Annotated in this window: 21 protein-coding genes; 7 read left to right on the top strand and 14 right to left on the bottom strand. The window is 73.5% G+C overall.

Going from position 1 to position 21,838, the window contains the following annotated elements:
* Nucleotides 1-80: 80 nt before the first annotated feature.
* The 7 genes from rnc to recG form a co-directional block, all read right to left on the bottom strand.
* Nucleotides 81-950, bottom strand: coding sequence for a ribonuclease III (rnc, locus tag VKA29_RS28475; RefSeq protein ID WP_324788857.1), 870 nt, complete (start codon nucleotides 948-950; stop codon nucleotides 81-83).
* A gap of 7 nt (nucleotides 951-957) precedes the next feature.
* Nucleotides 958-1,131, bottom strand: coding sequence for a 50S ribosomal protein L32 (gene rpmF / locus VKA29_RS28470; RefSeq protein WP_007493396.1), 174 nt, complete (start codon nucleotides 1,129-1,131; stop codon nucleotides 958-960).
* Between the two features lie 2 nt (nucleotides 1,132-1,133).
* On the bottom strand, nucleotides 1,134-1,790 hold the full coding sequence (locus VKA29_RS28465; protein WP_324788856.1) for a YceD family protein: 657 nt from the start codon (nucleotides 1,788-1,790) through the stop codon (nucleotides 1,134-1,136).
* Nucleotides 1,791-1,919: 129 nt separating this feature from the next.
* The gene (locus tag VKA29_RS28460; RefSeq protein WP_324788855.1) at nucleotides 1,920-3,035 is read right to left on the bottom strand and encodes an ATP synthase F0 subunit B; all 1,116 of its coding nucleotides are present in this window, start codon (nucleotides 3,033-3,035) and stop codon (nucleotides 1,920-1,922) included.
* A 58-nt stretch (nucleotides 3,036-3,093) separates the two neighbouring features.
* Nucleotides 3,094-3,573: a pantetheine-phosphate adenylyltransferase gene (coaD, locus tag VKA29_RS28455; protein ID WP_324788946.1), complete on the bottom strand. Its 480-nt coding sequence runs from the start codon at nucleotides 3,571-3,573 to the stop codon at nucleotides 3,094-3,096.
* 26 nt (nucleotides 3,574-3,599) lie between these two features.
* A complete protein-coding gene (gene rsmD / locus VKA29_RS28450) occupies nucleotides 3,600-4,187 on the bottom strand; it encodes a 16S rRNA (guanine(966)-N(2))-methyltransferase RsmD (protein ID WP_324788854.1) in 588 nt (195 codons plus the stop codon).
* 144 nt (nucleotides 4,188-4,331) lie between these two features.
* A complete protein-coding gene (gene recG, locus VKA29_RS28445; RefSeq protein ID WP_324788853.1) occupies nucleotides 4,332-6,560 on the bottom strand; it encodes an ATP-dependent DNA helicase RecG in 2,229 nt (742 codons plus the stop codon).
* A 164-nt stretch (nucleotides 6,561-6,724) separates the two neighbouring features.
* Here recG and VKA29_RS28440 point away from each other — a divergent pair, with 164 nt between their 5' ends.
* Nucleotides 6,725-8,575, top strand: coding sequence for an HSP90 family protein (locus VKA29_RS28440; RefSeq protein WP_324788945.1), 1,851 nt, complete (start codon nucleotides 6,725-6,727; stop codon nucleotides 8,573-8,575).
* Entirely contained in the window at nucleotides 8,572-11,628 is a 3,057-nt protein-coding gene (locus tag VKA29_RS28435) for a tetratricopeptide repeat protein (RefSeq protein WP_324788852.1), read from the top strand. Before VKA29_RS28440 ends, VKA29_RS28435 begins: the two co-directional genes overlap by 4 nt.
* A gap of 108 nt (nucleotides 11,629-11,736) precedes the next feature.
* Here VKA29_RS28435 and VKA29_RS28430 read toward each other — a convergent pair whose 3' ends face one another.
* The gene (locus tag VKA29_RS28430; protein ID WP_324788944.1) at nucleotides 11,737-13,464 is read right to left on the bottom strand and encodes a DAK2 domain-containing protein; all 1,728 of its coding nucleotides are present in this window, start codon (nucleotides 13,462-13,464) and stop codon (nucleotides 11,737-11,739) included.
* A 266-nt stretch (nucleotides 13,465-13,730) separates the two neighbouring features.
* Between VKA29_RS28430 and rpmB the strand changes: the two genes are divergently transcribed.
* Nucleotides 13,731-13,916, top strand: a complete 186-nt coding sequence (gene rpmB / locus VKA29_RS28425) for a 50S ribosomal protein L28 (protein WP_003993230.1) — start codon at nucleotides 13,731-13,733, stop codon at nucleotides 13,914-13,916.
* 101 nt (nucleotides 13,917-14,017) lie between these two features.
* Here rpmB and thiD read toward each other — a convergent pair whose 3' ends face one another.
* A complete protein-coding gene (gene thiD, locus VKA29_RS28420) occupies nucleotides 14,018-14,818 on the bottom strand; it encodes a bifunctional hydroxymethylpyrimidine kinase/phosphomethylpyrimidine kinase (protein ID WP_324788851.1) in 801 nt (266 codons plus the stop codon).
* A complete protein-coding gene (locus VKA29_RS28415) occupies nucleotides 14,815-15,780 on the bottom strand; it encodes a thiamine-phosphate kinase (RefSeq protein ID WP_324788850.1) in 966 nt (321 codons plus the stop codon). Before VKA29_RS28415 ends, thiD begins: the two co-directional genes overlap by 4 nt.
* Before the next feature lie 206 nt (nucleotides 15,781-15,986).
* On the opposite strand from VKA29_RS28415, the gene VKA29_RS28410 reads away from it, so the two are divergent.
* Together VKA29_RS28410 and VKA29_RS28405 are read left to right on the top strand one after the other, a co-directional pair.
* Entirely contained in the window at nucleotides 15,987-16,220 is a 234-nt protein-coding gene (locus tag VKA29_RS28410) for an Lrp/AsnC family transcriptional regulator (protein ID WP_324788849.1), read from the top strand.
* Between the two features lie 20 nt (nucleotides 16,221-16,240).
* Entirely contained in the window at nucleotides 16,241-16,723 is a 483-nt protein-coding gene (locus VKA29_RS28405; RefSeq protein WP_324788848.1) for a DUF3515 domain-containing protein, read from the top strand.
* 135 nt (nucleotides 16,724-16,858) lie between these two features.
* On the opposite strand, the gene VKA29_RS28400 is transcribed toward VKA29_RS28405, so the two are convergent.
* The 3 genes from VKA29_RS28400 to VKA29_RS28390 all read right to left on the bottom strand — a co-directional run bounded on the left by VKA29_RS28400 (nucleotide 16,859) and on the right by VKA29_RS28390 (nucleotide 19,940).
* Nucleotides 16,859-18,016, bottom strand: coding sequence for a D-alanine--D-alanine ligase family protein (locus VKA29_RS28400; RefSeq protein ID WP_324788847.1), 1,158 nt, complete (start codon nucleotides 18,014-18,016; stop codon nucleotides 16,859-16,861).
* Nucleotides 18,017-18,153: 137 nt separating this feature from the next.
* Nucleotides 18,154-19,164: an NAD(P)H-dependent glycerol-3-phosphate dehydrogenase gene (locus VKA29_RS28395; protein WP_324788846.1), complete on the bottom strand. Its 1,011-nt coding sequence runs from the start codon at nucleotides 19,162-19,164 to the stop codon at nucleotides 18,154-18,156.
* Complete coding sequence (locus tag VKA29_RS28390; protein ID WP_324788845.1) at nucleotides 19,161-19,940, bottom strand: lysophospholipid acyltransferase family protein; 780 nt, start codon at nucleotides 19,938-19,940, stop codon at nucleotides 19,161-19,163. Before VKA29_RS28390 ends, VKA29_RS28395 begins: the two co-directional genes overlap by 4 nt.
* 221 nt (nucleotides 19,941-20,161) lie before the next feature.
* On the opposite strand from VKA29_RS28390, the gene cofC reads away from it, so the two are divergent.
* Together cofC and VKA29_RS28380 are read left to right on the top strand one after the other, a co-directional pair.
* A complete protein-coding gene (cofC, locus tag VKA29_RS28385; RefSeq protein WP_324788844.1) occupies nucleotides 20,162-20,800 on the top strand; it encodes a 2-phospho-L-lactate guanylyltransferase in 639 nt (212 codons plus the stop codon).
* Between the two features lie 9 nt (nucleotides 20,801-20,809).
* On the top strand, nucleotides 20,810-21,013 hold the full coding sequence (locus VKA29_RS28380) for a hypothetical protein (RefSeq protein WP_324788843.1): 204 nt from the start codon (nucleotides 20,810-20,812) through the stop codon (nucleotides 21,011-21,013).
* An 81-nt stretch (nucleotides 21,014-21,094) separates the two neighbouring features.
* On the opposite strand, the gene VKA29_RS28375 is transcribed toward VKA29_RS28380, so the two are convergent.
* A complete protein-coding gene (locus VKA29_RS28375; RefSeq protein WP_324788842.1) occupies nucleotides 21,095-21,703 on the bottom strand; it encodes an HU family DNA-binding protein in 609 nt (202 codons plus the stop codon).
* Nucleotides 21,704-21,838: the final 135 nt, after the last annotated feature.

Raw genomic sequence — 21,838 nt, 5'->3', positions numbered from 1 at the left:
CCGTGGGCAGACCGGTGTACGGGCCGAGCGCCCGTCCCGGGACGGGAACGGGCGCTCGGGATGTGCTGTCGGCTGTGCGGTCAGGCGGAGAGCGACGACGGGCTCTCCCCGTCTCCGGCGGTCTCTCCGGCGGCTTCCCCGGCGACCGCCTCGGCCGCCGTCTCGGCCGCCGCCGCGGCTCGCTGGTCCGCCGCGGCCCGGATGGACCGCCACGCGGACTCGGCTGCCTGCTGCTCAGCCTCCTTCTTGCTGCGGCCGGTGCCGGTGCCGTACGAGACGCCCCCGACGCGGGCGGCAGCGGTGAAGGTCTTCTCGTGGTCGGGGCCGGTCTCCGTGACCAGGTACTCGGGGACGCCGAGCCCCTCGGTCGCGGTCAGCTCCTGCAGGGACGTCTTCCAGTCCAGGCCGGCTCCGAGGTTGGAGGACTTCTCGATCAGCGGGTCGAACAGGCGGTGCACCAGTTCGGAGGCCGCGTCGAGGCCCTGGTCGAGATAGACCGCGCCGATCACCGCTTCCAGGGTGTCGGCGAGGATGGACGCCTTGTCCCGGCCTCCCGTGCCTTCCTCACCGCGGCCGAGCCGGATGAAGGAGCCAAGGTCGAGACCGCGGCCGACTTCCGCCAGCGCACGCGAGTTGACCACCGCGGCCCGCAACTTGGCCAGCTGGCCCTCGGGCAGGTCGGGGTGGGTGTTGTACAGCGTGTCCGTGACCACGAGGCCGAGCACGGAGTCCCCGAGGAACTCCAGGCGCTCGTTGGTCGGCAGACCGCCGTTCTCGTATGCGTAGGAACGGTGGGTCAGCGCTCGCACCAGAAGGGCGGACTCGACCTTGTAGCCGAGCCGCCCTTCCAGAAGCGTGTGGGACGAGGCCGTGCTGTCCGCTTTCTTCTTGGCGGACGGGTCCGCCTTGGCGTCATCCGCCTTCTTGGCAGTGGACACGGTGCCTCTCACCAGCCGCTCAGACCTCGAGGACCTGGCGCTTGTTGTAGGTGCCGCAAGACGGGCACGCGATGTGCTGCAGCTTGGGCTCGTGGCAGCGCTCGCACGCAACCAGGGTGGGGACCGCAGCCTTCCACTGCGACCGGCGGTGGCGCGTGTTGCTGCGCGACATCTTCCGCTTCGGAACAGCCACGGCTACTTCTCCTGCTTCTCGTCGACGCGCGCTGATCGAGTCGCGTCGCCGCTCATCTCGTCCTTCTCGCCGTCCGTCTCGGTGTCGGCGAGTCCCTGCAGTGCCGCCCAACGGATGTCGACGGCGTCATGGTGGTGGTCCGGGTCGTCCGCGAGGCGTGCGCCGCACTCGGCGCACAGTCCCGGGCAGTCTTCCTGGCACACCGGCTGCATCGGCAGTGCGAGCACCACCGCATCACGCAGCACTGGTTCGAGGTCGAACAGGCCGTCCTCGATGAAGAGCCTGTCCTCGTCGTCCTCGGCGTCGTCGCCCGGTTCCGCGTGGTGCGTGCGGCCCCGGTCGTCGGCGTCAGGGTACGAGAACATCTCCTGGAAGTCCGCTTCGACATCGAGCTGAAGCGGCTCCAGACACCTTACGCACTCCCCCTCGGCCTGTGCACGGGCGGTGCCTGTGACGAGCACCCCTTCCATGACCGACTCGAGCCGGAGTTCGAGTTCCACCGGGGCGCCTTCCGGCACTCCGATGACTCCCTGGATACCCAGGTCCCTGGGAGCGTCGATCGTGCGGTTCAGGCGCTGCAGCGCGCCGGGCCGCCGGCCCAGCTCGTGCGTGTCGAACACGAGAGGGTTGCGGTGGTCGAGGCGGGCGTTGGAGGCCATTCCTGCTTTCGATCTGTGAACTCGGGGGACGCCGCCCTACGGTGTGCGGGCAGCGTTGATCGCGGAAGTACGCGCGACCGAACAGCCAGGATACTGGACCATTCGGCTACGGCCCAATCGGCGGGTTGCTCACTGGCCGCGGCCCTGTTCGTACGCCCGCAGCTGCTCGGGGGTGATCATGCCGGTGTCGAACAGGCTGGTCTCGTCCAGGGCGTATCCCGCCTGGGCCTGCGAGGCCTGCGGAGGCTGCGGGGCCTGATTCGGGTCGTAGGCGGACTGCTGGGCGTCGTAGCCCTGGAGGGCGTCGGCCGGAACGTAGCCGGAGGCGGTGGAGTAGGGGTCGGCCTGCTGGTAGCCGTACGGGTCCGGCTGGCCGCCGTACTGCTGCTGGTAGCCGCCGTAGGCGTCCTGCTGCTGGACGGGGGCGCCTGCCGCCGGGGCGTAGCCGGAGGCGGTGGAGTACGCCGACTGCTGGTCGTACTGCTGGGACCGGCCTGCCGCCGCCTGGGCGTCCTGCTCCGCCAGGGCCGCCAGGTCGGCCAGGTAGTCGGCGTCACTGGAGTGCTGCACGGTGCCCTGGTCGTCGGCGAGGGCGCCGAGGTCGTCGGTGGCGATGCGGCCGTGCAGCTTCTGGCGGCCGCGGCCGACGGCCTCCAGGGTCTTGGCGAGGACGGCTTCGAAGGCGCCCAGCTTGCTGTCCACGTAGGCGTCCGCGTCGCGGCGCAGGGTCTCCGGGTCGTGGCTGCGTTCCGGGGCGTCGTCTTCCTCTGGGTCCACGTAGCCCTGCTCGTCGAGGCCGGGGCCGGTGCCGAGCAGCTTCTCGCGGCCGCGGCCGACCGAGCCGAGGGTCTTGGTCAGGACGACCTCGAAGTTGGCGAGCTTGGAGTCGACGTAGTCGTCGGCCTCGGCGCGGACCTCCTCGGCCTCCTTGCGGGCCTCGGCGAGGATGCGGTCCGCCTCGGCCTGGGAGCGGCGGGCGATCTCGGTGTCGGAGACCAGGGAGCCGCGCTCGGCGTGCGCCTGCCCGATGATCCGCTCGGCCTCCTGACGGGCCTGCTCCACCATCTGCTCGCGGTCGCCGATCAGCTCCTGTGCCTGCGCCAGCGAGCCGGGCAGGGCCTGGCGCACCTCGTCCAGCATCGCGAGCAGTTCGGCGCGGTTGACCACGCACGAGGCCGACATGGGCATGGACCGGGCCCCGGAGACCGCGGCGACGATCTCGTCGAGCTTCTTCTGCACGTCCACCGTGTGCTCGCCACTTCCTGCCGATGTGTTGGAGACGGACGGGACGACTGTAGCCCCATCAGCCCTGGCGCAGGCGCTCGTTCAGGGCCTCCAGGACCACCGGCGGCACCAGGTGGGAGACGTCGCCGCCCCAGGTCGCCACCTCCTTGACGAGCGAGGAGGACAGGAAGCTGTAGGTGGGGTTGGTCGGCACGAACAGGGTCTCCACGCCGGAGAGCCCGTTGTTCATCTGGGCCATCTGCAGCTCGTAGTCGAAGTCGCTGACCGCGCGCAGGCCCTTGACGATGGCCGGGATGTCGCGTTCCTTGCAGTAGTCGACGAGGAGGCCGTGGAAGGCCTCCACGGTCACGTTGCCGTACTCGGCGGTGACCTGGCGGATCAGGTCCATCCGCTCGTCGATCTCGAACAGGCCCTTCTTGGACTTGTTGATCATCACCGCGACGTACACCTCGTCGTAGAGGCGGGAGGCGCGGGAGATGATGTCGAGGTGTCCGTTGGTGATCGGGTCGAACGACCCGGGACATACGGCGCGGCGCACTTGTGATCCCTCGCTCTCCGGTCCGGTCATCGTGCGTCTTCGCACGTAGAGGCGGCGCGACCGTACCAAAACGTTCCCTCGCCGTAGCGACGGGCCCGGATCGCGGCGAAACCGTCCGGCCACCTGAACTCGCCGCCTCTGGTGCTGCGCTCCACGGTGACGAGGGCCCGCGCCGCGAGCCAGCCCTGCGAGCGGAGTGTGAGGAGAATCTCCCGAAGATCGTCGTCCGGGACGGCGTAGGGCGGATCGAGGAAGACGATGTCGTACGGCTCCTCGGGAGCCGGCGACCGGACGACCTGTTCGGCGCGGCCCGCCCTGACCTCGGCGCCCGGCAGGCCGAGGCGGCCGACGTTCTCCCGCACGACGCGGGCCGCGCGGGCGTCGGCCTCGACGAGGAGGACGTGGGCCGCGCCGCGGGAGAGCGCCTCCAGGCCGACGGCGCCGGAGCCGGCGTACAGGTCGAGGACCCGCTCGCCGTCGAGGGGGCCGCCGAGCAGGGACTGCCAGGTGGAGAACAGGCCCTCGCGCGCGCGGTCGGAGGTCGGGCGGGTGCCGGTACCGGGAGGGACGGCCAGGCGGCGTCCGCCGGCCGCGCCGGCGATCACGCGGGTCATCGCGGGTCCTCGTTCGTCGGATGGGTCATGGACGGGTCGCCGGACGGGTCGTCCGACGGGTCGCCGGAAGGCCGGCCGGACGGCCGCGGGTCCAGTCTCGCAGCCGGGGGCAAGGGGATGCTCACGCGCTGTCGGCACTCGGACTCACCCCTTCTCCAGGTACTGCTCCCGCTCCTCGTCCAGCAGGGCGTCCAGGGCCGTGCGCAGGCCCGGCAGGCCGGTCAGCTCCGGGTCGGCCGCCACCACGGCGGTCGCCTCCTGTCTCGCCTCGGCGATGATCTCCTCGTCCTCGATGACCGTGAGCATGCGCAGGCTGGTGCGGGCGCCGGACTGGGCCTGGCCGAGGACGTCGCCCTCGCGGCGCTGTTCGAGGTCGATGCGGGAGAGCTCGAAGCCGTCGAGGGTGGCGGCGACCGCGCTCAGGCGCTGACGCGCCGGGGCGGCCTCCGGCATCTCGGTGACCAGCAGGCACAGTCCGGCCGCGGAGCCCCGGCCGACGCGGCCGCGCAGCTGGTGGAGCTGGGACACGCCGAAGCGGTCGGCGTCCATGATCACCATCGCGGTGGCGTTCGGGACGTTGACGCCGACCTCGATGACGGTGGTGGCGACCAGCACGTCGGTCTCGCCGGCGGTGAAGCGGCGCATGACGGCGTCCTTGTCGTCCGGCGCCATACGGCCGTGCAGGACCTCGATGCGGAGCCCCTGGAGCGGGCCCTTCGCGAGCTGGGCGGCCACGTCGAGGACGGCGAGCGGGGGCCGCTTCTCGGCCTCGTCCTCCGGCGACTTCCGCCTCTTCGGGTCCGCGCCCTCGTCCTCCTCGTCGCCGATGCGCGGGCAGACGACGTACGCCTGGTGGCCGCCCGCCACCTCCTCGCGCACCCGCTCCCAGGCGCGGGCGAGGAAGTGGGGCTTGTCGGCGGCCGGCACGACATGGCTGGCGATGGGCGAGCGGCCGGCCGGGAGCTGGTCGAGGACGGAGGTCTCCAGGTCGCCGAAGACGGTCATGGCGACGGTGCGCGGAATGGGGGTGGCGGTCATGACGAGCAGGTGCGGCGGCTGCTTGCCCTTCCCGCGCAGGGCGTCGCGCTGTTCGACGCCGAAGCGGTGCTGCTCGTCGACCACGACCAGCCCGAGGTCGTGGAACTGCACCTTGTCCTCGATCAGCGCGTGCGTGCCGATGACGAGGCCGGCCTCGCCGGTGACGAGGTCGAGCAGGGCCTGCCGCCGGGCGGCCGCGCCGGTGGAGCCGGTGAGCAGGACCACCTTGGTGGCGTGCTCGGCCCCGCCGAGCATGCCCCCCTCAGCCAGCTCGCCCATCATCTCCACCACCGACCGGTGGTGCTGCTGGGCGAGCACCTCGGTGGGCGCGAGCATCGCGGCCTGACCGCCGGCGTCGACGACGGCGAGCATGGCGCGCAGGGCGACCAGGGTCTTGCCCGAACCGACCTCCCCCTGAAGCAGCCGGTGCATCGGGTGCTCGGTCGCCAGGTCGGCGAAGATCTCCTCGGAGACCTTCCGCTGGCCCTCGGTGAGGGTGAAGGGGAGGCGGGCGTCGAAGGCCGCGAGGAGGCCGTCGGAGGACGGTCTGCGGGGTACGGCGGGGAGCAGCGTGTCGGCGTGGCGGCGACGGGCCAGGGCCACCTGGAGGACGAAGGCCTCGTCCCACTTCAGGCGGGCGCGGGCGTCGGCGACGTCGGCCTTGGCGTGCGGGCGGTGGATCTTCAGCAGGGCCTCGGGCAGCGGGACCAGGCCGCGGCCCCCGCGCAGGGAGGGCGGAAGGGGGTCGACCGCCTCCCGGGCGGCGGGCAGCACCGTCTGGATCGCCTTGCCGATCTTCCAGGACTCCAGCTTGGCGGTGGCGGGGTAGATGGGGATCAGGGCACCGGCCCAGGTCTCCGCCGTCTCCCCCGGGTCGTCCTCCGCGCCGCGCAGCAACTCGTAGGCGGGGTGAGCCAGTTGGAGGCGGCGGTTGAAGACGGAGACCTTGCCCGAGAACATCGCGCGGGTGCCCGGCAGGAGTTCCTTGTGGGGCTTGTGCACGCCGTTGCCGAAGAAGACCAGCTGGAGCCTGCCGCTGCCGTCCGTGATCGTGACCTCCAGGCGCTGGCCCTTGCCCCGGGGGGCCCTGGAGGAGGCGAAGGCGTGCAGGCGGGCGTCGGCGACCATCGCGACCACCGTGACGTGCTCGTCCATGGGGAGGTCGGCGAGGTGGGTGAGCTGGCCGCGCTCCTCGTATCTGCGCGGATAGTGGTGGAGGAGGTCGCCGACGGTGTGCAGGCCGAGGTGCTCGGCCATCACCTTCGCGGTGGCGGGGCCGAGCACCGACTTCAGCGGCTGTTGCAGTGGTCCTTGCAGTGCGGGCACGGGATCCATTGCACACCACGGCACTGACATTCCCTTATGCGTACCCCGAAACCCATGGTCAGGCGGTTCGTTCCGGCCCTAGGATGACGCGCCTCCGGCCATCCCGCGGTCACCGCCCCACCAGGGACCGCCCGACCCCGCGCCTCCCCCGTCCCCCCACCGGCGCAGCGATGATGGACTCCCAGACCTCACAGTCGTCCCACCCGTCCCGTTCACCCCACCCACCTCACATGTTCCAGGTCGACCTGCGCGGCCTGGTGGACCTGCTGTCCCATCACCTCTATTCGAGCCCCAAGGTCTACCTGCGGGAGCTGCTGCAGAACGCCGTCGACGCCATCACGGCCCGGCGCGCGGAAGAGCCCGGCGCCCCCGCGCGGGTGCGGCTGCACGCGGACTCCTCGGCCGGCCGCGCCGCCCTGCGGATCGAGGACACCGGCGTCGGGCTGACGGAGTCGGACGTGCACGACCTGCTGGCCACCATCGGACGCAGCTCCAAGCGCGCCGACGGCATCCAGGAGGTCCGCTCGGACTTCCTCGGGCAGTTCGGCATCGGCCTGCTGGCCTGCTTCGTGGTCGCCGAGCGGATCCGGGTGGTCAGCCGCAGCGCCCGGACGCCGGACGCGGCGCCCGTGGAGTGGACGGCGAGCGACGACGGCTCGTACACCGTGCGGACGCTGCCCCGGGCGGCGCGGCCCGAACCGGGCACCACCGTGCACCTGGTGGCGCGGGCCGGGGCCGCGGAGTGGCTGTCGCCGGAGCGGGTGCGCACCCTCGCGCGCCACTTCGGCTCCCTGCTGCCCTACGACGTCCGGGCCGGCGACGAGACGGTCACCGAACTGCCCGCGCCCTGGGACCGTCCCTACCCCTCCCCCGCCGCCCGCCGGGCGGCCCTGGCGCGCCACTGCCACGAGCTGTTCGGCTTCACCCCGCTGGACTCGATCGCGCTGGACGTGCCGCTCGCCGGGATCCGCGGTGTGGCCTACGTCCTGCCGTCGGCCGTCAGCCCCGCCCAGCGGGCGACGCACCGCGTCCACCTCAAGGGCATGCTGCTGACCGAGCGGGCCGAACAGCTGCTGCCGGACTGGGCGTTCTTCGTGCGCTGCGTCCTGGACACGGACAGCCTGCGGCCGACCGCCTCGCGGGAGTCGCTCTACGAGGACGAGACGCTGGCGGCCGTCCGGGAGGCGCTCGGCGAGCGGATCCGGTCGTGGCTGACGGGGCTCGCGGCCGGGGACCCGGAGCGGCTGGCCGCCTTCCTGGCCGTGCACCACCTGGGCGTGAAGTCGCTCGCGCGGCACGACCGGGAGATGCTGCGCACGATGCTGCCGTGGCTGCCCTTCGAGACCACGGACGGGCGGCTGTCGCTGGAGGAGTTCGCGCAACGGCACCCGGTGGTGCACTTCACGCGGACCGTCGAGGAGTACCGGCAGGTCGCGCCGATCGCGTCCGCGCAGGGCGTCGGGGTGATCAACGGCGGCTACACGTACGACAGCGAGCTGGTCGAGGCGCTGCCGTCGGTGCGGCCGGGGACGGTGGTCGCCGAGCTGGACGCGGACACGGTGACCGCGCACCTGGACGCCGTCGACCCGTCGGAGGAGCTGGCGCTGGCCGGGTTCCTGGCGGCGGCGCGGGCCAGGCTGGACCCGGTGGGGTGCGACATCGTGCTGCGCGCCTTCCACCCGCTGTCCGTCCCCGCCCTCCACCTCGACGACCGCGCCGCCCGTCACGAGCAGGCCCGCGCCGAGGCGGAGGAGCGGGCCGACGACCTGTGGGCCGGCATCCTCGGCTCGCTGCGCGGCAGCGCCCCGCGCGCGCGTCTGGTGCTCAACCACCTCAATCCGCTGGTGCGGCGGATCAGTTCGCTGGGTGATCCGGAGCTGATCGGCACCGCGACGGAGTCCCTGTACGGGCAGGCCCTGCTGATGTCCCAGCGACCGCTGCGGCCGGCCGACTCGGCGTTGCTGAACAGGGCGTTCATCGGCCTGCTGGAGTGGGCCACGCACGGCGAGGACGGTCACCGGTGAGCGGCATCACGGACCTCGACTCCCTCCGCCGGGCGATGGCGGACAACTCCGAACAGCCGGAGGGGCCGGCCCGCAACGCGCGCGCGGAGCAGCTGCTCGCCGAGGCCGAGAGGCTGGACGTCCCGCTGGCCGTGATCGAGGCGCTCGGGCACCAGCTGAAGGTCTACAACTACAGCTCCGAGAAGGACAAGATGTTCGTCCCCTTCGCGCGTCTGCTGCGCATGTGGGACGAGCGTCCGGAGGACTTCGACGAGTACGAGACGCACTCGCTGCACTGGGTCTTCAAGTGGATGTCGGCCGGCATGCTCGACCAGCCGCACATCCCGCTCGCCTCGGTCGAGAAGTGGCTCGCCGAGATGGAGCACCGTTACCGGCTCGCGGGTCACTCCGAACGGGCGGTGCGCAGCGCCGAGTTGAGCGTGGCCGCGCATGTCGGGGACGTGGCGCGGGCGGAGCGGGCGTACGCCGCGTGGCTGGCCGCGGACCGGGACGCGATGGCCGACTGCCACGCGTGCGAGCTGCACGGACAGGGCTGGTGGCAGGCGGAGCGGGGCCGGGACGCGGAGGCGCTGCTGCTGTGGCGGCCGGTCCTGGACGGCGAGTTCACCTGCGCGCACGAACCGCACACGGTGCTGGCGTCCTCCCTGGTCCCGCTGCTGCGGCTGGACCGGCCCGACGAGGCGCGCGCCAACCACCTGCGGGGCTTCCGGCTGGTGCGGTCCATGGAGAGCATGCGCGGCGCGTACGCGGACCATGTGGAGTTCTGCGCGCTGACCGGCAACGAGGCGCGCGGTCTCGAACTGCTGGCGGAGCGGCCGGCGTACTTCACGGACACCGGGCATCCGCGCAGCAAGCTGGACTTCATGACGGTCGTGGCGCTGCTCATGGACCGGCTTCAGCGGCGGGGGCTGGGCGAGGAGCGGGTGCCGGGTCCGGCGGGCCGGGCGTGGACGGCGCGGGAACTGGGCGCGCACGCGCGCGCGGAGGCCCTCGCCCTGGCGGCGCGGTTCGACGAGCGCAACGGCACCCCGTACGTCAGTGACCGGGCACGCGCGCGTATGGCGCAGGAGCCGCTGGTGGAACGGCTGCCGCTCGGTGTGCGCACCGCCCGGCCGGTCTCCGCGCCGCCGCCCCCCGCGGCGGCGCCGGCCGCCGCGGGCGCGGGCGAGCCCGGCCTGGACGCCCTGCTGGCCGAGGCGCGGCGGCTGTCGGCGGGTCTGCGACCGCACGCCGTCGAGGCGTGGGCGGCGGTCGCACGGGCCGCGGAGGCGGCCGGGGGCGACCGGCTGGACGCCCGCGACCGGGCCGAGGTCGTCGACCACGAGGCGATGGGGCTGGGACCGGAGGGCGCCGAGCTGTTCGAGCGGGCCGCCGAGCTGTACGCGGAGGCGGGCGACCCCGGGGAGGCGCTGGCGGCACGCACGCGTGCGGCCTACGTACGCGCCCTGGCGGGCCGGGTCGAGGAGGCCCTCGCCGCGGTCGCCGAGCCCTGCGAGGGGGTCCTGGCGCTGTACGCCGAGGGGGCCACCGGCCTGCGGCAGACGGCGTCCGTGCTGATGGGGCGGGCGCGGATCTGGATGCGGCGGGTGCAGGAGGCGGGCGAGGCCGCCGGGGGCGGCGGCGTCGCGGAGGAGATCACCGCCGGGGCCGGGGCCGCGGTGCGCGAGGTGCTCACCCTCGTCGACGGGCACGCCGGGGGCGACGTACGGCTCGCCTCACGGGCGGCCGAGGCGCGGGCGATGCTGGCGGACCTCGCGGCCCGTGCGGGGAACGTGGCGGAGGCGGCGGAGCTCTTCGGGCGGGCCGCCGCTCAGTTCGTCGACGCGGGGCTGCCGTGGTTCGCGGTGGAGTACGAGGCGCGGCTGGCCGGACTGGCGCACCACCTGGGCGACGTCGCGGAGACGGAGCGGGCGCTGCGGGCGGCCCTGGAGCACGGCGGACCGTACCTGGAGGCGGTCGGACGGGCCCAGCTCCACCTCCAGCTCGCCGAGGTGCTCGGCGGGCGGGACCTGGCCGGGGAGGCCGCCGCGCACGCCCTGGAGGCCGCGCACTGGGCCGACGAGGCCGACCAGGGGCCCGCGCTGGGCGCCTGGGCCCGGCACCAGCTCGGCGGTCTCCTGCTGCGCCAGGGCCGCTGGGCGGAGGCCGCGGAGGTGCTGGAGTCCGCGCTGCCCGACCTGACCGCCCGGACCCACGGCGACGGCGCGGTCGTGCAGACGCTGTGGTGGCTCGGCGACTGCCTGAGCGAACTCGGCGAGCACCGCGCGTCCGCGGAACGGCGGCTGCGGGCGGCCGAGATCGCCCGGCACTGGCCGGAGCAGCACGACCACGCCACGCTCGCCCACCTCGCCGCCGAGTCCCTCGGGCACGCTGGCCTGCCGGCCGAGGCCGACCGGGCCTATGCGCGCGCGGGCGAGCTGTGGCGCTCCCTCGGCGACGTCCACGGCCTGGTGCGCTCCCTGCGCGCCCGCGCGTGGCTCGCGCTGCGGACGGACGACGGGGCCGAGGCGGCAGGGGAGTTGATGGCGGACGCGGTCCGGGAGTGCCGGGCGGCGCTGGACGCCGGCCCGCCCGACGAGCCGGCGCGGCCGCAACTGCTCGCCGAACTCGGCCACACGCACCGCCAGTTCGGCGAGCTGCTGGCCCGTTCCGCCGCCGAGGAGGCCGACGACGACGCCGTCCGGGCCACGCTGGAGGCGGCCCTGTCCCAGGTCTCCGAGGCGGCCGCGGTGTTCGCCTCGCTCGGCGGCGAGGCCCTGCACAGCCGCACCGGCGCCGAACTGGCCGCCGGGTGGCTGGAGGCCGACCTCGGCCGGCCGGAGCGGGCGTCGGCACACGCGCGTGCGGTGCTGGCGGCGTACGACGGCCGCGACGAGGCGGAGGCGACCGGCGAGCCCGACGGGGCCGACGGGACCGACGGGGCCGGGGAGCCCGGCGGGATCGACGGGGCCGACGGGACCGACGGGATGCACCGGTCCGACGGGACGGTCGCGGGGCGGCGGGCGGAGGCGGAGCGGTTGCTGCGGGTCGTCCGGGAACAGCAGGCGGGCTGAACGGCCCGCGAGCCGCCGGGCCACACGGGGCGACAGCCCCCGAAGGACGGCAGGACGGCAGGGCGGCAGGGGTACAGGGCGGCAGGGGCGCAGGGCGACGGCGGCGCGCTACTCGACGCCGATCAGCAGCGGCGCGCCCTGCCGTCCGCCGTGGTGGACGACCGTGTCGACGGCGAGGTACGACTCACGCACGCGTGCTTCGAGGTGCCCGGCGATGGACTCGGGCGCCTCGTCGCCGAGGACGAGCGTGACGAGTTCGCCGCCGGCCGCGAGCATGCGGTCGAGGACCGTCTCGGCGACGGCGGTCACGTCGGAGCCGATCACGGCCACGTCGCCCTCGATCAGGCCGAGCACGTCGCCGGCCTGGCAGATGCCGGCCGTGGTCCAGGACTCGCGTTCGGCGACGGCCACCTCGGCGTACCGGGTCGCACCCGCCGCCGAGGTCATCGACACGACGTCCTCGTCGAAGCGGCGCCCGGGCTCGTGCACGGCCAGCGCCGCGATCCCCTGGACCGGGGAGCGGGTCGGGATCAGGGCCACCCGGACGCCCTCGGCGCGCGCCTGCTCGGCCGCCGCGGCGGCGGTGTGGCGCAACTCGGCGTCGTTGGGCAGCAGCACGACCTCGCGCGCGTGGGCCCGCCGTACGGCGTCCACGAGCTCCCCGCTGGCGGGCGGCTCCCCCGGGCGCGCGAGCACGCTGGTCGCGCCGGCCTCGGCGTACAGCCCGGCCAGTCCCTCGCCGGGCACGACGGCCACCACCGCGCGCTGGGCGGGCTCCTGCGGCAGGCGCTCACCGGCGCGCGTGTGCACGGCGCCGGCCCCGAAGTGGGTGATCCTGATCCGGTACGGGCGTCCGGCCTCGATGCCCGCCTCCACGGCGGCACCCGCGTCGTCCACGTGCACGTGCACGTTCCACAGCCCGTCGCCGCCGACCACGACCAGGGAGTCCCCGAGGCCGTCGAGGCGTTCGCGCAGCCGCGCCACGGCCGCGTCCCCGGCCTCCAGGAGGTAGATCACCTCGAAGGCGGGGCCGCCGTCCTCCGGGCCGTCGGCGCACTCGTCGCCGACGCCGGCGGTCGCGTGGTCCGCTGCGTCCGCTTCGGGCCCGCCGGCCGGGTCCGCCACGCGCGCGTGGACCGGGACGACCCGTACCGGCACCGCCCTCGGCGTCTCCCCCGTGAACGTCTCCACCAGCGCGGCCAGCACCGCCACCAGCCCCCGGCCGCCGGCGTCGACCACCCCGGCGCGGCCCAGCACCCCCAACTGGCCGGGCGTCGCGGCGAGTGCCGCGCGCGCGCCCTCGTAGGCGGCCCGCGCGACCGCCCCGCAGTCCCCGTCCGCCGCGACGGCCGCCTCCGCGGCGGCGGCGGCGACCGACAGGACCGTGCCCTCGACGGGGTGCTCGACGGCCCGGCGGGCGGAGGCGGCGGCGTTGTGCAGGGCGCGCCGCAGACCGGGGCCGTCGGTGTGCGGCGTCTCACCGTCGGCGAGGACCTGGGCCATGCCGCGCAGCAACTGCGCGAGGATCGTCCCGGAGTTGCCCTGCGCGCCGATCAGCGCCCCGTGCGCCATCGCGTGCACCGCGTCGGCCAGCAGGGGCCCGTCGGGTCTGGCCGGCGCCCGGGAGCCGGCCTCGTGGGCCGTGAACACCGCCTCGACCGCCGCGACGGCGGACTCCACGGTCAGGTACAGGTTCGTGCCGGTGTCCCCGTCGGCGACCGGGAAGACGTTGATCGCGTCGATCTCCTCGCGCGCGCGTCCGAGCGCCTCCAGCGCGAGGCCGCACCAGGTGCGCACCGCGAGAGCATCGAAGAATGTCTGCGGCACGTGCGCCACCTGCGCCTCCTTGAGCTGCTGGACTGCACGCAGCGTAGACCCCGGGCCGGTGCGGACCCGGCGGCGGGCCGGGCGGGGGCCGGGAGCGGGGGTCTGAGCAGCCATGGTAGTTTCGTTGCACCGGCGCGGTCGTTGTATGCTGCTCCGGTTGCCCGATCCTGATCGGGCCATTCCCCTGGCAGCGCCATCCAGATCTCTGATCCTCGATCTTGATCCCGGCATGCCGGGATCAACCGTAAGTGCATCTGAAGTCTTTGGAGTGACCCGTGGCTGCCAACTGCGACGTCTGCGGCAAGGGGCCGGGCTTCGGCAACAACATCTCGCACTCGCACCGCCGTACGTCCCGCCGCTGGAACCCGAACATCCAGCGTGTGCGTACCGTGGTGGGCGGGACGCCGAAGCGCGTGAACGCTTGCACCTCGTGCATCAAGGCCGGCAAGGTCTCGCGCTGACGCTCTGCTGTTGAGCGCGCGGCCACCGCTGGTTCGCTGCACGGAGCCGGTCCACCACCAGGTGGGCCGGCTTCTTGCTGCGCCCGCGGCCCGGAGGCCGGTCAGGGCGAGGGAGTCCGCCGCCCGAGGGCCCACCCGTGGTCGACGGGTCCGATGCCGGCGCCGAGCGGGAAGCCGGCGGCGATCGCCCCGGTGACGTACTCCTTGGCCGCGGCCACCGCCTCGGGCACGGACCGCCCCCGCGCGAGCTGCGCGGCGATCGCCGAGGCGAGGGTGCAGCCGGTGCCGTGCGTGTGCCGGTTGCCGAGCCGGGGCGCGCGCAGCCAGTGCTCCGCGGAGCCGTCGGTGAGCAGGTCCACGGCGTCGCCGGGCAGGTGACCGCCCTTGATCAGCACCCAGGCCGGACCGTACGCCAGCACGGCCGCCGCGGCCCGGCGCAGCTGCGCCTCCGACTCCACCCGCACCCCCGTGAGCCGGGCCACCTCGTCGAGGTTCGGCGTCGCGACGGTCGCGACCGGGAGCAGCTTCGTGCGTACGGCGTCCAGCGCGGAGGCCGCGAGCAGCGGATCCCCGTGCTTGGAGACGCCCACCGGGTCGACGACCGCCGGTGCGTCCGTCGCGCCGATCAACTCGGCCACCGTCTCGACGAGTTCGGCCGAGGCGAGCATCCCGGTCTTCACGGCCTGTACGCCGATGTCGTCGACCACGCTGCGGTACTGGGCCCGCACCGCCTCCACCGGCAGCTCCCAGGCGCCCTGCACGCCCAGGGAGTTCTGCGCGGTGACCGCGGTGACGACGCTCATCCCGTGCACCCCGAGCGCCAGCATGGTCTTCAGGTCGGCCTGGATCCCGGCGCCCCCGCCGGAGTCGGAGCCCGCCACCGTCAGCACGCGCGGGATCACGCCTCGATGTCCCCGAAGTGGTCCCAGCCGCCCTTGCTGGTCCACGGCGCCCCGTCGACCGTCACCTGGGGCAGCGCGGAGGGGTTGAGCACCTCGCCGATCACCTTCCAGCGGGCGGGCAGCTTCACGTCCGGCGGGAAGGTCGCCACGATCGCGTGGTCCTCTCCCCCGGTCAGCACCCACTGCATGGGGTCGACACCGACGGCCTGCCCGATGTCGTTCATCTGGGAGGGGATGTCTATGGCTCCGGAGCGGATGTCGATACGGACCTTGCTGGCCTCGGCGATGTGCCCGAGGTCGGCGATCAGCCCGTCGCTGACGTCGCACATCGCGGTCGCGCCGAGCGCCGCGGCGGCCGGCCCGGCGTGGTAGGGCGGCTCGGGGCGCCGGTGCGCCTCCACGAACGCCCGCGGGGAGCGGAAGCCGCGGGACAGCACCGCGTGCCCGGCCGCGGACCAGCCCAGCCAGCCGGTGACCGCGACCCGGTCGCCGGGCTGCGCGCCGCCCCGGGTGACGGGCTCCTGGTTGCGCAGGTCGCCGAGCGCGGTGATCGACACCATGATCGTGTCGCCGCGTACGACGTCGCCGCCGACCACGGAGGCGCCCGCGACCTGGCACTCGTCGCGCAGGCCGTCCATCAGCTCGCTCGGCCAGGTCACCGGCAGCTCGGCCGGCACGACCAGGCCGAGCAGCAGCGCGGTCGGCACGGCGCCCATGGCGGCGATGTCCGCGAGGTTCTGCGCGGCCGCCTTGCGTCCCACGTCGTAGGCGGTGGACCAGTCGCGGCGGAAGTGCCGTCCCTCCAGGAGGATGTCGGTGCTGGCCACGACCCGCCGGTCGGGCGCGGCGACGACCGCGGCGTCGTCGCCGGGGCCGACCCGGACCGCCGGGGTGGTGGTGAGACGGGAGGTGAGCTCCCTGATGAGCCCGAACTCCCCGAGCTCACCAACAGTGCCCTTCATTTCCCTTGCTCCCCTTCCGTCCCGTGCCGTGCCCGGTCGCGCGTCACCAGTGTCCCCGATACGGTCGGGGTGGCCGTCGGCTTCGGTCGTGCCCGCACCGCGGCGCGCAGGCCCCGGCTACCGCGGGTCTCCCCGTGGCACGCGGCGACGCGATACGGTGGCGTTCCTTTTCCCCACATGATCCTCGTGGCCGCCCTGGAGGTTCCGTGGTACAGGCGTACATTCTGATCCAGACGGAGGTCGGCAAGGCGTCGACCGTCGCCGAGACGATCAGCAAACTCCCTGGAGTCATCCAGGCCGAGGACGTGACCGGACCGTACGACGTGATCGTGCGCGCCCAGTCCGACACCGTGGACGACCTCGGTCGCATGGTGGTCGCGAAGGTCCAGCAAGTGGACGGCATCACGCGCACCCTGACCTGCCCGGTCGTGCATCTGTAGCCCCCGTCTACCCTTGGCCGGTGAAGTTCTTCCGTCACCGGCTCATCGGCCTGTCCGCGTTCGCCCTGCTGGTCACCGTCGCCGCGTGCTCCTCTCCGGACGAGCATGCGACGGCGGCGGTTCCCAGCCCCTCCCCGAAGGCCGCGAAACTGTGCCGGAACCTCGACGAGGCGCTGCCCGCGAAGGTGGACGGTCAGAGCCGCCGGGATCCCGAGCCCGAGTCCGCGCTGACCGCGGGCTGGGGGAGCCCGGCGATCATACTGCGGTGCGGTGTGCCGCGGCCCGCGGAGATGAACGACCCGGAAGCGGACGGCGTGGAGGCGAACGGGGTGGGCTGGCTGCTGCAGAAGCGGGACGACGGCTCGTTCCGTTTCACCACGACGCTGCGCCTGGCGTACGTGGAGGTGACGGTCCCGAAGGCGCGCACCGGCAACGGCCTGGCGCCGCTGGTGGACCTGGCCCCGGCCGTCGCGAAGGCGATCCCCGAGGGGATCGCCGACTGAGGCGCGTCACCGGCTGAGGCGCGTCACCGACCGAGGCGCGTCACCGACCGAGGCGCCGACGACCGGGGCGCCGACCGACTCGCCGTGGGCCGGCTCGACGCGGGCCCTCGGCTCAGGCCCGCGCGGGCCGGCGGCTCAGCGCAGGCCCGTGGACCTGCGCAGCGCCGCCTGCAGCAGCCGGTCCACCAGCTCCGGGTAGCCGATCCCACTGGCCTGCCACATCTGCGGGTACATCGAGATGGGCGTGAAGCCGGGCATCGTGTTGATCTCGTTGATCACGAACTCCCCGTCCTCGGTGAGGAAGAAGTCCGCGCGCACCAGCCCCTCGCAGGAGGCCGCCTCGAACGCCTCCACGGCGAGCGCCCGCACCTCGGCGGTCTGCTCCGGCGTCAGCGGCGCCGGCACGATGCCCGGGGTGGAGTCGATGTACTTCGCCTCGAAGTCGTAGTAGGCGTGCGCGTCCGGCGGCGGGATCTCCGCGGGCACCGAGGCGCGCGGACCGTCCTCGAACTCCAGCACGCCGCACTCGATCTCACGGCCGCGCACGGCCGCCTCCACGAGGATCTTCGGGTCGTGCCGCTGGGCCTCCGCGATCGCCTCGTCCAGGCCCGAGAGGTCGTCGACCTTGGTGATGCCGATGGACGAGCCCGCGCGCGCGGGCTTCACGAACAGCGGCCAGCCGTGCTCGCCGGCGAAGTCGACGATCCTCTTGCGGGCGGCCGGCTCGTCCCGCTGCCACTCGCGCGGACGGATCACCACGTACGGGCCGACCTTGAGCCCGAAGGAGGCGAACACCCGCTTCATGTACTCCTTGTCCTGGCCGACGGCCGAGGAGAGCACGCCCGAGCCGACGTACGGCACACCGGCCAGGTCCAGCAGTCCCTGCAGGGTGCCGTCCTCCCCGTACGGGCCGTGCAGGACGGGGAAGACGACGTCGACCTCGCCGAGCGCCTTGGGCACCGATCCGGGCTCGCTGTAGACGACTTCGCGGTTGGCGGGGTCGACGGGGAGCACCACGCCGCCCTCGCCGGACTCGGCCAGCTCCTCGACCTCCGGCGTGCGGCGGTCGGTGATCGCCATGCGGTCCGGTTCGTCGGCGGTGAGCACCCAGCGGCCTTCCCGGGTGATGCCGATCGGCAGGACGTCGTACTTCGTCCGGTCGATGGCCCTCAGGACGGCGCCGGCGGTGACCGTGGAGATCCCGTGTTCGGAGCTGCGCCCCCCGAACACGACGGCCACGCGCGGCTTGCGAGGCGGCTGCTCAGGGCTCTGGGGAAGGTTCTCGGTGCTCATATCGCGATGAGCGTACCCGGTGGTGGTGCCCGGAGACAGCGTGCGCCCCCCGGTGAGCCGGAGGGCGCGTCGGCGTCGGTGGCGGGGACCCGCGCGGGCCCGCACCACCCGGCGCCCGGCGCCGGGCGCCGGGGCGCTCAGCGCCGTTCCGGCTTCGCGCTGCGCGACATCAGCTCCTTGACGGCGACCACCGGGGACTTGCCCTCGTGCACGATGGCGACGACCGTCTCGGTGATGGGCATGTCGACGCCGTGCCGACGCGCCAGATCCAGCACGGACTCGCAGGACTTGACGCCCTCGGCGGTCTGCTTGGTGACCGCGATGGTCTCCTGCAGGGTCATGCCCTTGCCCAAGTTGGTGCCGAAGGTGTGGTTGCGCGACAGCGGCGAGGAGCAGGTCGCCACCAGGTCACCCAGCCCGGCCAGCCCGGAGAACGTCAGCGGGTCGGCGCCCAGCGCGGCCCCGAGCCGGGTGGTCTCGGCGAGTCCGCGCGTGATGAGGGAGCCCTTGGCGTTGTCGCCGAGGCCCATGCCGTCCGCGATGCCGACCGCGAGACCGATGACGTTCTTGACCGCGCCGCCCAGTTCGCAGCCGACCACGTCGGTGTTGGTGTACGGCCGGAAGTACGGCGTGTGGCAGGCGGCCTGCAACCGCCGGGCGACGGCCTCGTCGGTGCACGCGACCACCGAGGCGGCCGGCATCCGGGCGGCGATCTCCCGGGCCAGGTTGGGCCCGGTGACCACGGCGATCCGGTCCGCGCCGACCTTGGCGACGTCCTCGATCACCTCGCTCATCCGCATGGCGGAACCGAGTTCGACGCCCTTCATCAGCGAGACCAGGACCGTGTCCGGGGCCAGCAGCGGCACCCACCCGGCGAGGTTGGCGCGCAGCGTCTGGGAGGGCACCGACAGGACCGTGAAGTCGGCGCCCGCGGCGGCCTCGGCGGGGTCGGTGGTGGCCCGCAGGTTCTCCGGGAGCTCCACGCCGGGCAGGTAGTCGGGGTTCGTGCGGCCGGAGTTGATCGCCTCGGCGACCTCCGCGCGGCGCGCCCACAGGCTGACCCGGCAGCCCGCGTCGGCCAGCACCGTGCCGAACGCCGTGCCCCACGAACCGGCGCCGAAGACCGCCGCCTTGACAGGTTCGCTCACTTGCTGCCGCCCCCTTCCCGGCCGACCCGCGTCCGGCCGGTCTGTGCCTCGGTCCTGCGGCGCTGCTCGATCCGCTCACGACGCGGGTCGTAAGGCGTCGTGGGCGCCTTCTCGCCGCGGATCTCCTCCAGCTGGCGGGTGATGGCGGCCATGATGGTCTCGGTCGCCTCCTTCAGCAGCTCGGGAGTCATCTCCTTGTCGTAGAAGCGCGAGAGGTCCACGGGCGGGCCGGCGAGCACGTGGTGGGTCTTGCGCGGGAAGAGGTCCGGCTTCCTCGCGTACGGCGGCAGCAGTTCGTTGGCGCCCCACTGGGCGACCGGGATCACCGGGCACTTGGTCTGCAGGGCGACGCGGGCGGCGCCGGTCTTGCCGGTCATCGGCCAGCCGTCCGGGTCGCGGGTGAGGGTGCCCTCGGGGTAGAAGGCGACGCACTCGCCGCGTTCCACGGCGTCGATCGCCGCCCGGAAGGCGCTCAGGGCGTCCGTGCTCTCCCGGTAGACGGGGATCTGCCCGGTGCCGCGCATCGCGGCGCCGACGATTCCCTTCCGGAAAAGGCCACTCTTCGCCAGGAATCGGGGGACCCGTCCGGTGTTGTACTGAAAGTGCGCGTATGCGAAGGGATCCGCGTGGGAATTGTGGTTCACCACGGTGATAAATCCGCCCTCGGCCGGAATGTGCTCCATTCCACGCCAGTCCCGCTTGATCAGAACCACCAGCGGCGGTTTGCAGAGCACCGCGGCGAAGCGGTACCAGAAGCCGATTCTGCGGCGGGGCACGCGGACACCTTCCTCTAGGGATCAAGGACGTCGGGCCGGGGGGCCGGACAAGTGTCGCCCCAGGCCGCCGGTCTGTCGAGAACACCGTACGCCCGCCCGTCGCCCACCCCCACCCTTCCAAGGAGCTTCGCGCCCTATGCCCCTGCCCTCCGCCCCGCCCGCCGGACGGCCGGGGTGACGGCTGAGTGACAATGGCCGCGGACCGGAGGGAGGGAACGCTAGTGCAGTGGACCTTGGTCATCCCCGTGAAACCTCTGGCGCGTGCCAAGAGCAGGCTCTCGGACACCGCCGACGACGGACTGCGCCCGGGCCTCGCTCTCGCCTTCGCCCAGGACACGGTGGCCGCCGCGCTGGCCTGCCCGGCGGTCGGGCATGTGGCCGTCGTCACCGACGACGCCCTGGCCGGCCGTGAACTGGCCGCACTGGGCGCCCGGATCGTCGCCGGCGAACCCGGCGGCGGCCTGAACCCGGCGCTGGCGCACGCGGCGGCGGCGGTGCGCGCCGCGCGCCCCGGCGGCGCGGTGGCGGCCCTGAACGCGGACCTGCCGGCGCTGCGTCCGGCGGAATTGTCCCGGGTTCTGGACGCGGCCGCGGAATTCCCCCGCGCTTTTCTCCCGGATGCTGCGGCGATCGGGACGACCGTGCTGGCCGCCGCCCCCGGCCGGGAATTGCGCCCGGCATTCGGCGCCGATTCCCGGGCCCGGCACCGCGCGTCCGGCGCCGCGGAACTCTCCCTCGACGCGGTCGATTCGGTGCGCCAGGACGTGGACACCGGCGACGATCTGCGGGCGGCCCTGAGCCTGGGAGTCGGGCCGCGGACGGCCGCGGCGGCCGCACGGCTGCTGATCCCTGGGCAGTAGGCTGCCGACATGCAGGCGACCGCATACACGTACGACCCCGAAACCCGCAGCGGGCAGGTGCTGCTCGACGACGGGACGCCGGTGCCCTTCGAGGCGTCGGCGTTCGACGCGGGCGGGCTGAGGCTGCTGCGGCCCGGGCAGCGGGTGCGCATCGAGACCGAGGGCGAGGGCGCCGGGCGCCGCATCACGCTGGTGACCCTCCAGACCTTCTGAGCCCCTCGGGAAACTCCCGTAACGCGCCGCGGGCCGGACTCCGTACGGAGTCCGGCCCGGCGCGTGAGTGCCCCTGCGTCATTACCTCTTGCGGGCGGTGGCCTTCTTGGCGGTGGTACGGGCCGGCGACTTCTTGGCCGGGGCCTTCTTGGCCGTCGTCTTCTTGGCGGCGGTCTTCGCGGCGGTCGTCTTGGCGGCGGCCGTGGTCTTCTTGGCGGGCGCCTTCTTCGCGGCGGTCTTCTTCGCGGCGGCCGTGGTCTTCGTGGCCGGCGCCTTCTTCGCGGCGGCCTTCTTCGCGGCGGCGGTCTTGGTGGTGGCCTTCTTCGCCGCCGCCTTCTTGACCGTGGCGGCAGCCCCGCCGCTCAGGCTGCCCTTGGGGGCCTTCTTGACGGCGATGTCGCCCTTCGGGAGCTTCTTCGAGCCGCTCACCAGGTCCTTGAATCCCTGCCCCGCGCGGAAGCGCGGCACAGAGGTCTTCTTGACCCGAACCCGCTCGCCCGTCTGAGGGTTGCGGGCGTAACGGGCCGGGCGGTCGACCTTCTCGAACGAACCGAAGCCGGTGACCGAGACCCGGTCACCCGCGACCACCGCACGGACGATGGCGTCCAGGACGGCGTCGACAGCATCGGCGGCCTGCTGGCGGCCGCCCATCTTGTCGGCAATCGCTTCTACGAGCTGCGCCTTGTTCACGTCTTCCCCTTCGGAGACATCGCCAGAACGAAAGTGTTCAAGCTTTTTCGCACGTTAGGCAGATATATACCGCAAATCAAACACGAAACGGGCTTATCACCCTTGTGCCGCAGCGGAACTCGACTGCCTGGGAGT

Origin of the sequence: Streptomyces sp. H51 (genome assembly GCF_035656535.1) — a bacterium.
Classification (GTDB): Bacteria; Actinomycetota; Actinomycetes; order Streptomycetales; family Streptomycetaceae; genus Streptomyces.
Note: the sequence above shows the minus strand (reverse complement) of the source record. Positions and strands in the feature narration are given on the sequence as shown.